Below are 12,126 nucleotides of genomic sequence, written 5' to 3'. Positions count from 1 at the left end.
GGGGGGGAGCGCCGAAGGCGCTACGGGGGGGGGCCTACACCTGCATGTTCATGATCTCGGTGTAAGCCGAGACCAGCCGGTTTCGCACCTGCAGCGTCGCCTGGAAGCCCAGCTGCGCCTTCTGCATCGCGACCATCGTCTCCTCGAGGCTGACGGTCGGGTTGTCCAGCGCCACCTCGCGCTGCATGCGCTGCGCTTCGAGCTGGTTGCGACTCACGTCCTGCAGCGCCTCGGCCATCGCCGAGCGGAAGTTGCTGCCGCCGACGGCCGCCGGGGCCTCGGTCTTGCCGACCAGGGGCGTGCCGTCGGGCCGCAGCCCGGCCCGCGCCACCGCCTGGTTGAAGTCGAAGGGCTTGAGTTTGAGGTCCATGGTGCCGATACCGCACTGTAGGGGCGCCGTCCGGCAGCCTAAGGCGCGAACAGGCGAGTGTTTGCCGGTTTTCTTGCGCCACCGCGACCCGGCATGCCAGCGAAGAATCGCCGGCCATGGAGACTGCCGTCGTTGCGCAACCCCCGCTCGTGCCCGAGACCCCGCCCGGATTCGTGGCGCGACTCGCGGCCTTGCCGATGAAGACCAAGGTGATGGCCGGCGTCGGCATCGCCGCGCTGCTGGCCATCGTCGTCGTGCTGGCGATGTCGCTGAAGCAGGAGGAGTACCGCGTGCTCTTCGCCAACGTCGGCGAGAAGGACGGCGGCGCCATCGTCGAGAAGCTGGCCCAGATGAACGTGCCCTACCGCTTCAGCGAAGGCGGCGGCACGATCATGGTGCCGGCCAACCAGGTCTACGACCTGCGCCTGAAGCTCAGCGCCGCCGGCCTGCCCAAGGGCTCGATCACCGGCTACGAACTGCTGGACAAGACGGCCTTCGGCCAGACCCAGGGCCAGGAACGCATCAACCTGCAGCGTGCGCTCGAAGGCGAGCTCACGCGCACCATCCAGACGCTGTCGTCGGTGGAGACGGCGCGCGTGCACCTGGCGCTGCCCAACCAGAACGGTTTCTTCCGCGAGCAGCAGAAGCCCTCGGCCTCGGTCGTGCTGACGCTGCGCCCGGGCCACACGCTGGACCGCGCCCAGCTCGCCGGCATCGTGCACCTGGTGTCCTCCAGCGTGCCCGAGCTCGCCGCCAAGGCGGTCAGCGTGCTCGACGGCGACGGCACGCTGCTGTCCAACCAGGACAACAGCGCCCAGGGCCTTGACACCCAGCAGCTGCAGTACGTGCGCGAGGTCGAGGCGACCTATCTGCGCCGCGTCAACGACCTGCTCGAGCCGGTGGTCGGTCGCGACAACCTGCGCGCCACCGTCACCGCCGAGGTCGACTTCTCGCAGACCGAGCAGACCTCCGAGGAGTTCAAGCCCAACCAGGGCGAGAACGCCGCCGCGGTGCGCGCCTCGCGCGTCTCCGAGTCCAACCGCCCCGGCGCCAACACGCCCACCGGCGTGCCCGGCGCGGTCAGCAACCAGCCGCCGGTGCCGGCCTCGGCGCCGATCAACGGCACGGCGCAAGCGCTGCAGGCCACGAACGGCGGCGCCAGCGGCGGCAACGCCCAGCGCGACGCCGAGACGCGCTACGAAGTCGACAAGACGGTGCGCGTGGTGCGCGGCGCCACCGGCATCGTGCGCCGCCTGAACGCCGCGGTCGTCGTCAACCACCGCACCGGCACCGACTCCAAGGGCAAGCCGACGAGCACGCCGCTGTCGCAGGAAGAGCTGGACAAGCTGACCTCGCTCGTCGAGCAGGGCATCGGCTTCAGCAAGGAGCGCGGCGACTCGGTGCGCGTGGTCAACGCCCCGTTCCGCGTCGAGAAGGCGCCCGAGGCCGAGGAAGTGCCGCTGTGGCAGCAGCCCTGGGTGCTGGACCTGCTGCGCAGCGGCGCGACGCCGGCGGCGCTGGTGCTCGTCGCGCTGATCGTCGCCTTCACGCTGATCCGCCCGGCGATCAAGGCCGCCACCGCCAAGCCCGAGCCGCTCAAGGGCGAGACGGTCGACGAGCTCGTCGACGGCGACGCCGCGCTGCCGGGCCCGGACCAGCTGCCGGCGCTGGAGGCCCCGCGCTCCAACGACAAGCTCGAAGCCGCGCGCAAGCTGGCGCGCGAGAACCCGGCCGCCGTCGCGAACATCGTGCGCGGCTGGGTCAGCGGCGAAACCGCCTGACGGGAGAATCCGATGGCTGCGCCGATGGACGACGAAGGGCTGGAAGACGCCGCGATCCTGCTGATGTCGCTGGGCGAGGAGGAGGCCGCCGAGGTCTTCAAGCACCTCGCCCCGAAGGAAGTGCAGCGCCTGGGCGAGACGATCGCCAAGATGAAGGCCGTGCCGCGCGAGCGCGTCGACACCATCCTGGAGAAGTTCACCGAGGTCGCCGAGCGCGAGCACATCCTCGTGCCCGACACCGACGAGTACGTGAAGTCGGTGCTGCGCAAGGCGCTGGGCGAGGACAAGGCGGCGCTGCTGATCGACCGCATCCTGCAGGGCAGCGACGTCACCGGCATCGAGAGCCTGAAGTGGATGGACGCCAGCTCGGTGGCCGAGCTGCTGCGCCACGAGCACCCGCAGATCGTCGCCGCGATCCTGGTGCACCTGGAGTTCGACCAGGCCGCCGAAGTGCTCAAGCAGTTCACCGAGCGCCAGAGGAACGAGGTGCTGGTGCGCATCGCCACGCTCGACGGCATCCAGCCGGCGGCGCTCAAGGACCTCAACGAAGTGATGAGCAAGGTGCTCGCCGGCGGCGATCGCATGAAAAAGAGCACGCTCGGCGGCGTCAAGGCGGCCGCCGAGATCCTCAACATGCTGGGAAGCTCGGTGGAGACCTCGGTGCTCGATTTCGTGCGCGAGGCCGACAACGAGCTGGCTCAGAAGATCATGGACAACATGTTCACCTTCGACGACCTGGAGAAGATCGACGACAAGGGCATCCAGGCGCTGCTGCGCGAGGTGCAGTCCGAGTCGCTGATCGTCGCGCTCAAGGGCGCCACGCCGGGCCTGCGCGAGAAGATCTTCAAGAACATGTCCACTCGCGCGGCCGAGACGCTGCGCGAAGACCTCGAGTCGCGCGGTCCGGTGCGGCTGTCCGAGGTCGAGGCCGAACAGAAGGAAATGCTCAAGACCGTCCGCCGCCTCGCCGACGAAGGGCAGATCATGCTGAGCAGCGGTGGTGATGAGCAGTTCGTCTAAACACGGGTTCCGCAACGTCCCGCCGCCGCAGGGCAGCAAGCCGGCGAGCGCCTACACGCGCTTCATCCCGCGCGAGGAGCTGGGCGACTTCGCCGCCTGGAAGCCGGGCTCGTTCCACGGCGAGCCCGAGCCGGAGATGCCGGCCGAACCGGTCGCGCCGCCCGAGCCGACGCCCGAGGAATGGCAGGCGAAGATCGCCGCCGCGCGCCAGGCCGGCTACCACGACGGCTACCGCGACGGGCTGGTCGCGCTCGAAGGCTTCAAGCAGAGCTTCGCGGCGCAGGCGACCTCGCAGGTCGGCGCCGTCGTCAACAGCTTCAACGCCCAGCTCGACCGGCTCGACGCCGAGATCGCCGAGGCCGTGGCCCGCACCGCGGTGCAGCTGGCGCGCCAGGTGCTGCGCAGCGAGCTGCGCGTCGACCCCTCGCTGGTGGCGCGCGTCGCCGCCGAGGCCGTCAACAACGTGCTGCTGAGCGCACGCCACATCACCGTGCGCGTGCACCCCAACGACCTGCCGCTGGTCGCCGAAGGCGCCGAGGAGGCGCTGACGGCGCGCGGCGCGCGGCTGCTGGCCGACGAGACCATCGAACGCGGCGGCGTGCTGGTCGACTCCGACGTCGGCTCGATCGACGCGCGCATCGCCTCGCGCTGGACCCAGGCCGCCTCGGTGCTGGGCAGCGACGAGCCCTGGGAGCCGACGCCATGACCCCGGTCGCCGACACCCGCGCGCGCAAGTGGTCGCGCTACCTGGCCGACCTGCAGGACTTCGCCGCCGCGCCGCAGCCGCTGGAAGCGGTGGGCACGCTGCTGCGCGTCACCGGGCTGGTGCTCGAGGCCGCCGGCGTGCGCGTCCCGGTCGGCTCGATCTGCGAGATCCGCCAGCCGGGGCAGCCGCCGGTGCTGGCCGAGGTCGTCGGCTTCAACGGCGACCGCGCCTTCCTGATGCCCACCGGCGACCTGCACGGCCTGGCCAGCGGCGCGCGCGTCATCCCGCGCCCGGCGCCGCGCGTGCCGCCGCGTTTCGGCGTCGAGAACCACCCCTGGCGGCGCAGCGAGGACCGCGGCCTGCACCTGCCGATGGGCGAGGGACTGCTGGGCCGCGTCGTCGACTCGCACGGCCACCCGCTGGACCGCGGCGGCCCGATCGCCGACGTGCACGCCCAGCCGATGATCCGCCGCCCGATCAACGCCATGGACCGCGACCCGGTGCGCCAGGCGCTGGACACCGGCGTGCGCTCGATCAACGCCCTGCTCACCGTCGGCCGCGGCCAGCGCCTGGGCCTGTTCGCCGGCACCGGCGTCGGCAAGTCGGTGCTGCTGGGCATGATGGCGCGCTACACCGCCGCCGACGTCATCGTCGTCGGCCTGATCGGCGAGCGCGGCCGCGAAGTCAAGGAGTTCATCGAGGACATCCTCGGCGACGAAGGCCGCCGCCGCAGCGTCGTCGTCGCCGCGCCGGCCGACGCACCGCCGCTGGTGCGCATGCAGGGCGCGAGCTATGCCACGGCGATCGCCGAGCACTTCCGCGACCGCGGCCAGCACGTGCTGCTGCTGATGGACAGCCTGACGCGCTACGCGATGGCGCAGCGCGAGATCGCGCTGGCCATCGGCGAGCCGCCGGCCACCAAGGGCTACCCGCCCAGCGTCTTCGCCAAGCTGCCGCAGCTCGTCGAACGCAGCGGCAACGGCCTGAACGGCGTCGGCTCGATCACCGCGTTCTACACCGTGCTGACCGAAGGCGACGACCCGCAGGACCCGATCGCCGACGCGGCGCGAGGCATCCTGGACGGCCACATCGTGCTGTCGCGCGAACTCGCCGAGTCGGGCCACTACCCGGCGATCGACGTCGAGCGCTCGATCTCGCGCGTGATGACCTCGGTGGCGCCGCAGGAGCACATCGTCGCCGCACGCAAGCTGCGCCAGCTGCTGGCCAAGTACAACAAGGCGCGCGACCTGATCCAGCTCGGCGCCTACGCCCCCGGCCATGACGCCGAACTCGACACCGCCGTGCGCCTGCACGGCCAGATCGTCGCGCTGCTGCAGCAGGACATGCGCGAATGCGCCGACCTGGACGCCAGCCGCGAGGAACTGCTCGCGATCGTGAGGACCTGACATGAGCACCGCCCTGGCCACCCTGCTCGAACAAGCCGAGTCCGAGCGCGACCAGATCCAGGCCGCCGTGCAGCGCGCCGAGGAACACGCCCGCCGCGCCCAGGCGCAGGCCGAGCAGCTCGACGGCTACCGCGGCGAGTACCAGAACCGCTGGTCGACGCAGTTCCGCCAGCTCGGCGCGGTCGAGATCCTGCACTGCTACCGCAGCTTCGGCGACCGCATCGACGAGGCCCTGGTGCAGCAGCAGCAGCAGATCGAGACCGCCAAGGCCAACCTCGAGCGCCTGCGCCAGCGCCTGGTCGCCGCCGAGACCCGTGTCGCCTCGGTGCGCAAGCTGATCGAACGCCGCGAGCTCGAGCGCCAGCGCGTGCAGGCCCGCCGCGACCAGCGCCAGACCGACGAGACCGCCCAGCAGATCCGCTGGCGCGCCAGCCAGGCCGAATCGGCCCAGCACTAGTCCAACCGCCCGACCGCCATGACGACCGCCGCCATCGCCAACGTCAACCCGTCCCCCGCCGCACCGGCGCCGCAGACGGCCGCGCGCCAGAACACCGAGCCCGGGGCCTTCGCCCGCGAACTGGGCCGCGCCGCCGACGACGGCCAGGGCGCACGCCGCGCCGAGGCCCGCCAGGCCGACCGCAACGACCGCGCCCAGGAGAACAAGGCCGCGCACAAGCCCGGCAGCGAAACCAAGCGCGCCGACGACGGCAAGGCGGCGAAGGACGAGACAGACACGCGCAAGGCCGACGCCGAGGGCGAGGACGAGGACACGGCCCCCGGCGACGTCTCGGCGCTGCTGGCCGGGTTGCTGAATCCGGCGGCCCGCGCCGCGGCCGCCGCAGCCCGAGGCAACGCCGCCCGCGGCGGCGCCACGCGCAGCGAAGGCGAAGCCGCCGGCGGCACCGCCGCTGCCGGCCGCGGCCACACCGGTGCCGCGAGTGCCAAGACCGATCTCGCCGCAGCGCTGAAGGCCGGTGCCGCCGAGGCCAAGGCCGCGCCGGCCGAAGCCGCCGGCGGCGAGCGCCGTGCCGACTTCCGCGCCGAACTGGCCGCCTTCAGCCCGCAGGCCGCGCAGGCGCCGGCGCAGCAGGCCGCCGCCCCCGACGCACGCGCCGCTGCCACCGCCACGCCCTACGCCGGCCAGATCGCCGCGCCGGTGGGCTCGCCGGACTTCGCGCCCGGGCTGTCGGCCCAGGTCAGCGTGATGCTGCGCGACGGCGTGCAGGAAGCGCGGCTGCAGCTCAACCCGGCCGAGATGGGCCCGATCACGGTGCAGATCCAGGTCGAAGGCAACAACGCCCAGGTCGTGATGGCCGCGCAGCAGGCCGACACCCGCCAGGCGCTCGAGCAGGCGCTGCCCAGCCTGGCCAGCGCGCTGCAGGAAGCCGGCCTGACGCTCACCGGCGGCGGCGTCTTCGAGCAGCGCCAGGGCGGCGAACGAGACGCCGGCGGCGAACCCGGCAACCGCGGCCCGGCCGGCGTCGCCGGCGCGCGCGGCGGCGAGTCCGGCGACGACGCCGCGCTGGCCGCGGCACCGCAGCGGCGCACGCGCGGCGTGCTCGACACCTACGCCTGAGCCGGCCCGGCGCGTCCGGCGCCAGCGGTTTAAGCCGGGCTTTCGGGCCGCTTATCGGCGCTTTCGCCGCGGGCCGCGGCCCGAATAATTCCTTCCAAACCCGTCGAAGGCCGGCCTGGCCACGACGGGGTCCCGACTGGAAGGAGTCCGTCCGATGGCCACCGCCGCCCCCGCCGCTGCCGCCGCAACCGACGCGGTCGCGCCGAAGAAAGGCAAGAAGAAGCTGCTGATCATCGTCGGCGCGCTCGTCGCCGTGCTCGCGATCGGCGGTGGTGCCGCGGTCTTCATGATGAAGAAGAAGGCCGCCGACACCGAGGAGACCGCCGACGAGGCCGCTCCCGCCAAGGCCGCCGCCAAGCACGACCCCAAGGCCGCGCCGACCTTCGTGCCGCTGGACCCGTTCACCGTGAACCTCGCCGACCGCGACGCCGAGCGTTATGCCCAGGTCGGCATCACGCTGGAAGTGGCCGACGCCCACATGGGCGACACGATCAAGGCCTACATGCCGGCGATCCGCAACAACATCCTGATGGCGCTGGCCGACAAGACCGCCGCCCAGCTCTCCGACCGCGAAGGCAAGGCCAAGTTCGCCGAGCAGGTGCGCCGCGAGACCTCGCGCGCGATGGGCTACGAGGTCGAGGAACCCTCCGACGAGGCCGCCGCTGCCGACGAGGACAAGCCGAAGAAGAAGAAAAAGAAGAAGGAAGAGGAGATGCCGATCTCGGCCGTTCACTTCTCGAACTTCATCATCCAGTGACACCCGCTCGATGAACCAGCAGATCCTCTCGCAGGACGAAGTCGACGCACTGCTGCAGGGCATCACCGGCGAAAGCCAGAAGCTCGAGCAGGAAGAGCAGACCGCCGGCGGCATCCGCGACTACGACCTCTCCTCCCAGGAGCGCATCGTCCGCGGACGCATGCCGACGATGGAGGTGATCAACGAGCGCTTCGCCCGCAACATCCGCGTCGGCCTGTTCAACCTGATCCGCAAGTCGCCGGAAGTCTCGATCGGCGGCATCAAGGTGCAGAAGTTCAGCGCCTTCCTGCGCGAGATCGTCGTGCCGACGAACTTCAACCTCGTGTCGGTGAAGCCGCTGCGCGGCTCGGGGCTGATCGTCTGCGACCCGAACGTGGTCTTCGCCGTCATCGACGCGCTGTTCGGCGGCGCCGGCAAGTTCCACACGCGCATCGAGGGCCGCGACTTCTCGCCGACCGAGCTGCGCGTCATCCTGCGCCTCGTCGAATGCATCATCGGCGAGTACAAGAAGGCCTGGCACGGCATCTACCCGCTCGAGCTGGAGTACCAGCGCTCGGAGATGCAGCCGCAGTTCGCCAACATCGCCACGCCCAGCGAGATCGTCGTCTCCACCGCGTTCACGCTGGAGATCGGCGACACCTCGGGCTCGGTGCACTTCTGCATCCCGTACTCGACGCTGGAGCCGATCCGCGACGTCCTGTACTCGACGATCCAGGGCGACTCGGCCGAACCCGACCGGCGCTGGGTCAACCTGCTCAAGCACCAGATCCAGGCCGCCGAGGTCGACCTCGTCGCCGAGCTGGGCCACGCCCCGGCCACCGTCGAGCAGCTGCTGTCGTTCAAGCCGGGCGACTTCATCGAGCTCGACCTCGACCCGATGATCCAGGCGAAGGTGGACGGCGTGCCCGTCTTCGACTGTCACTACGGCACGTCCAACGGCCGCTACGCGATCAAGATCGACCGACTGCTGACCAGCTCGAACGTGGGCTGGCTCGGAGAGCAAAACCATGGCTGACACCAACATGTCCGAAGAGGACCGCATGGCCGCGGAGTGGGCGGCCGCGCTCGCCGAGAGCAAGGAACCCGAGGTCGCCTCCGAGGTGCGCGGGCCGGCCGAGACGGTGGCGCCGGCGGCGTTCACGAACTTCAGCACGTCGGCGCCCACTTCCGGCTCGGGCAACGACATCAACATGATCCTGGACATCCCCGTCCAGCTCACCGTCGAACTCGGCCGCACGCGCATCCCGATCAAGCACATCCTGCAGCTCGCGCAGGGCTCGGTCGTCGAGCTCGACGCGATGGCCGGCGAACCGATGGACGTGCTCGTCAACGGCTACCTGATCGCCCAGGGCGAGGTGGTCGTCGTCAACGACAAGTTCGGCATCCGGCTCACCGACATCGTCACGCCCAGCGAACGCATGCGCCGCCTGTCGCGCACCTGAGGACCCTCATGGATGCTTCCGCCGGACTCGGCGCCCTCTTCTCCTTCGCTGCGGTCATCGCGCTGATCCCGGTCGCGCTGTGGCTGCTGCGGCGCACGCCGATGGGCCGCAACGCCTCGTCGGCCGGCATGCGCACCGTCGCCGCGCTGCCGCTGTCGAACACGCAGCGCATCGTCACCGTCGAGGTCGGCAGCGGCGAGGAGCGCCGCTGGCTGGTGCTCGGCGTGACGCCGGGCTCGATCAGCACGCTGCACACGATGGCGCCGCAGGACGAAGCGCCGACGCCGGCCAATGGCGCGGCCACGCCTTTCGGCCAGATGCTCGGCCGACTGCAGGGCCGCGGGGACCACGATGCGCGCTGACCGCCTCGTCCGCGCGCTCGGCACGGCCGCCCTGCTGGCGCTGCCGGCAGCCGCGGCCTTCGCCCAGCAGGCGCCGGGCGGCGGCCTGCCGCTGCTCGTCGGCCAGGGCCCGGGCGGCGCCAGCTACTCGGTGCCGATCCAGACGCTGCTGTTCTTCACCGCGCTGTCCTTCATCCCGGCGACGCTGCTGCTGATGACCGGCTTCACGCGCATCGTCATCGTGCTGTCGCTGCTGCGCCAGGCGCTGGGCACGCAGGCCGCACCGCCGAACCAGGTCATCATCGGGATGAGCCTGTTCCTGACCTTCTTCGTGATGTCGCCGACGCTGGACCGCGTCTACGACCAGGCCTACAAGCCCTTCTCGGAGAACCAGATCGCCTTCGACGAAGCCCTGAAGCGCGGCGAGGTGCCGATGCGCGAGTTCATGCTCAAGCAGACGCGCCAGAGCGACGTGCAGCTCTTCGCCAAGCTGGCCAAGCTGCCGGCCGAGGTAAAGAGCGAGAACGTGCCGCTGCGCGTGCTGGTGCCGGCCTTCGTCACCAGCGAGTTGAAGAGCGCGTTCCAGATCGGCTTCATGATCTTCATCCCGTTCCTGATCATCGACATGATCGTCGCGAGCGTGCTGATGAGCCTGGGGATGATGATGCTGTCGCCGGTGCTGGTGGCGCTGCCGTTCAAGCTGATGCTCTTCGTGCTGGCCGACGGCTGGAACCTGCTGCTCGGCTCGCTCGCCTCCTCCTTCGTCACCTGAAAGCCGCCCGCATGGACGCACAACAAGTCCTCTCGATGGGCCAGCAGGGCCTGTACCTGCTGCTGCTCGTGTCCGCCCCGGTGCTGCTGGTCGTGATGGCCGTCGGCCTGGTCGTCAGCGTGCTGCAGGCGGCCACGCAGATCAACGAGGCCACGCTCAGCTTCGTGCCCAAGATCGTCGCCGCCGGCGCCGTGCTCGGCTTCGCCGGGCCGTGGATGATCACGACGCTGGTCGAGTACCTGCAGCGCACGCTGCAGTCGATCCCGAGCGTGGTCGGCTGAACGCCGTACCGACGGGCCGCGCGTGATCAGCTTCGACGAAGCGCAGATCCTCGGCTGGATCACGCCGCTGATCTGGCCCTTCCTGCGCGCGCTGGCGCTGTTCACCGCGATGCCGGTGCTGGGCACGCGCACCGTGCCGACACGCGTGCGCATCGGCCTGGCCGGGCTCATCGCCTTCGCCGCCCAGCCCTCGATGCCGCCGGTGGACCCGGTGCCGCTGGACTCGCCGATCGCCTTCGTGCTGATCGTGCAGCAGGTACTGATCGGGCTGTCGATGGGCTTCGCGGTGCGCGTCGTCTTCGCCGCCGTCGAGTTCGCCGGCGAGATCATCGGCCTGCAGATGGGGCTGAACTTCGCCGGCTTCTTCGACCCGATCCGCGGCGGCACCGCCACCGCGACGAGCCGCTTCTACGGCACGACGATCGCGTGGCTGTTCATCGTCATCAACGGCCACCTGCTGGTCATCGCCGCGCTGGTGCAGAGCTTCACGGCGTTTCCGGTCGGGCCGGAACCCTTCGCCTTCCTGAAGGAAGCGCGGCCGCACCTCTGGGCCGCGGAGATCTTCTCGACCGGGCTGTGGATCGCGCTGCCGCTGCTGGCGATGCTGCTGTTCGTCAACATCGTGCTCGGCGCGGTGTCGCGCGTGGCGCCGCAGATGAACGTCTTCGCCGTCGGTTTCCCGATCACGCTGGGCGTCGGCCTGCTGGGCATCCTGCTGACGCTGCCGGGCATGCAGGCGCCGTTCACCGTCGCGCTGGAGCGGCTGCTGGCCTTGTTCCAGTAGCCTCGGCGGCCTGCGGCCGCCTCAGCGTTCGATTCGCGCCCAGGCCGAGTGGTTGTGGATCGACTCGAAGTTCTCGACGTCGACCACGTAGCGGCCGATGCGCGCGTCGCGGTTCAGGCGCAGCGCGACGTCGCGCACCAGGTCCTCGACGAACTTCGGGTTCTCGTAGGCCCGCTCGGTGACCCACTTCTCGTCGCCGCGCTTCAACATCGGCCAGATCTCGCTGGAAGCCTCGTCCTCGGCGAAACGCACGAGTTCGTGCCACTCGACCGGCTGCAGCAGCTCGATGCGGATCGTGACGATCGAGCGCTGGTTGTGCGCGCCGTAGTCGGAGATCTCCTTGGAGCACGGGCACAGGCTCTTCACCGGCACCGCGACCTCGGCCCACAGCGTCGTCTTCGTCGTCTCGCCGTCCAGTCGCGTCTCGGCGATCCAGCGGCCCTGGTAGTCGAGCAGGCTCTGCAGACCGGAGACCGGGGCGCGCTTTCTCAGGAAGAACGAGAACGCGGCCTCGACGCGGCCTTCGCGCGCGCCCAGCTTCTCGAGCATCGTCGCGTGGCGGCGCGCCAGCGCGGCGGCGTCCAGCGGCTCGTCCAGCGCGTCCAGCCAGGCGACGAAGCGCGACATGTGCGTGCCCTTCTGCTCGGCCGGCAACGCGACGTCCAGCGTCCAGGACGCGGCCGTCGACTGCACCGCGCCGGCGACGCGCAGCTGCAGCGGATAGCGCACGTCCTTGACGCCGACGCGCTGGATCGCGACGTGGCGCTCGTCGCGTGCGCTCTGGGTGTCGGGGATGTGGAGGGCGTCGGTCAGGTTCGTCATCTCGGACTGAATGATGCCTGCGTTCGGCGCAACGGTCGGTGCAAGGGTTTCCACGCAGCGTTCAATCA

General features: G+C 70.6%; 15 protein-coding genes. 13 read left to right on the top strand and 2 right to left on the bottom strand.

Features of this window, described 5'->3' with window-relative positions; all coding sequences use genetic code 11:
• Positions 1-34: 34 nt before the first annotated feature.
• Positions 35-370: a flagellar hook-basal body complex protein FliE gene (gene fliE / locus RGE_RS08275; protein ID WP_014427889.1), complete on the bottom strand. Its 336-nt coding sequence runs from the start codon at positions 368-370 to the stop codon at positions 35-37.
• Between the two features lie 116 nt (positions 371-486).
• Here fliE and fliF point away from each other — a divergent pair, with 116 nt between their 5' ends.
• The 13 genes from fliF to fliR all read left to right on the top strand — a co-directional run bounded on the left by fliF (position 487) and on the right by fliR (position 11,236).
• Entirely contained in the window at positions 487-2,151 is a 1,665-nt protein-coding gene (fliF, locus tag RGE_RS08270) for a flagellar basal-body MS-ring/collar protein FliF (protein WP_014427888.1), read from the top strand.
• Positions 2,152-2,175: 24 nt separating this feature from the next.
• On the top strand, positions 2,176-3,171 hold the full coding sequence (gene fliG / locus RGE_RS08265; RefSeq protein ID WP_043783911.1) for a flagellar motor switch protein FliG: 996 nt from the start codon (positions 2,176-2,178) through the stop codon (positions 3,169-3,171).
• The gene (locus tag RGE_RS08260) at positions 3,155-3,877 is read left to right on the top strand and encodes a FliH/SctL family protein (RefSeq protein ID WP_014427886.1); all 723 of its coding nucleotides are present in this window, start codon (positions 3,155-3,157) and stop codon (positions 3,875-3,877) included. The genes fliG and RGE_RS08260 overlap by 17 nt, the downstream gene beginning before the upstream one ends.
• The gene (fliI, locus tag RGE_RS08255; RefSeq protein WP_014427885.1) at positions 3,874-5,283 is read left to right on the top strand and encodes a flagellar protein export ATPase FliI; all 1,410 of its coding nucleotides are present in this window, start codon (positions 3,874-3,876) and stop codon (positions 5,281-5,283) included. The genes RGE_RS08260 and fliI overlap by 4 nt, the downstream gene beginning before the upstream one ends.
• A gap of 1 nt (position 5,284) precedes the next feature.
• On the top strand, positions 5,285-5,740 hold the full coding sequence (gene fliJ / locus RGE_RS08250) for a flagellar export protein FliJ (protein ID WP_014427884.1): 456 nt from the start codon (positions 5,285-5,287) through the stop codon (positions 5,738-5,740).
• 18 nt (positions 5,741-5,758) lie between these two features.
• Positions 5,759-6,859, top strand: a complete 1,101-nt coding sequence (locus RGE_RS08245; protein WP_014427883.1) for a flagellar hook-length control protein FliK — start codon at positions 5,759-5,761, stop codon at positions 6,857-6,859.
• Between the two features lie 154 nt (positions 6,860-7,013).
• A complete protein-coding gene (locus RGE_RS08240; RefSeq protein WP_014427882.1) occupies positions 7,014-7,616 on the top strand; it encodes a flagellar basal body-associated FliL family protein in 603 nt (200 codons plus the stop codon).
• Between the two features lie 10 nt (positions 7,617-7,626).
• Positions 7,627-8,631: a flagellar motor switch protein FliM gene (fliM, locus tag RGE_RS08235; RefSeq protein WP_014427881.1), complete on the top strand. Its 1,005-nt coding sequence runs from the start codon at positions 7,627-7,629 to the stop codon at positions 8,629-8,631.
• Entirely contained in the window at positions 8,624-9,058 is a 435-nt protein-coding gene (fliN, locus tag RGE_RS08230) for a flagellar motor switch protein FliN (protein WP_014427880.1), read from the top strand. The genes fliM and fliN overlap by 8 nt, the downstream gene beginning before the upstream one ends.
• A gap of 8 nt (positions 9,059-9,066) precedes the next feature.
• Positions 9,067-9,420 carry a FliO/MopB family protein gene (locus RGE_RS08225; RefSeq protein ID WP_014427879.1) on the top strand — a complete coding sequence of 118 codons (354 nt, stop codon included), beginning with the start codon at positions 9,067-9,069 and terminating at the stop codon, positions 9,418-9,420.
• On the top strand, positions 9,410-10,171 hold the full coding sequence (gene fliP / locus RGE_RS08220; RefSeq protein ID WP_014427878.1) for a flagellar type III secretion system pore protein FliP: 762 nt from the start codon (positions 9,410-9,412) through the stop codon (positions 10,169-10,171). Before RGE_RS08225 ends, fliP begins: the two co-directional genes overlap by 11 nt.
• Before the next feature lie 11 nt (positions 10,172-10,182).
• Positions 10,183-10,452, top strand: a complete 270-nt coding sequence (fliQ, locus tag RGE_RS08215; RefSeq protein ID WP_014427877.1) for a flagellar biosynthesis protein FliQ — start codon at positions 10,183-10,185, stop codon at positions 10,450-10,452.
• 22 nt (positions 10,453-10,474) lie between these two features.
• Complete coding sequence (fliR, locus tag RGE_RS08210) at positions 10,475-11,236, top strand: flagellar biosynthetic protein FliR (protein ID WP_014427876.1); 762 nt, start codon at positions 10,475-10,477, stop codon at positions 11,234-11,236.
• A 21-nt stretch (positions 11,237-11,257) separates the two neighbouring features.
• On the opposite strand, the gene folE2 is transcribed toward fliR, so the two are convergent.
• Positions 11,258-12,058: a GTP cyclohydrolase FolE2 gene (gene folE2, locus RGE_RS08205; protein WP_014427875.1), complete on the bottom strand. Its 801-nt coding sequence runs from the start codon at positions 12,056-12,058 to the stop codon at positions 11,258-11,260.
• Between the last annotated feature and the right edge of the window lie 68 nt (positions 12,059-12,126).

This window comes from Rubrivivax gelatinosus IL144 (assembly GCF_000284255.1).
Taxonomy (GTDB): domain Bacteria; phylum Pseudomonadota; class Gammaproteobacteria; order Burkholderiales; family Burkholderiaceae_C; genus Rubrivivax; species Rubrivivax gelatinosus_A.
The sequence above is the reverse complement of the archived record's forward strand: the minus strand, read 5'-3'. Positions and strand labels throughout refer to the sequence as shown.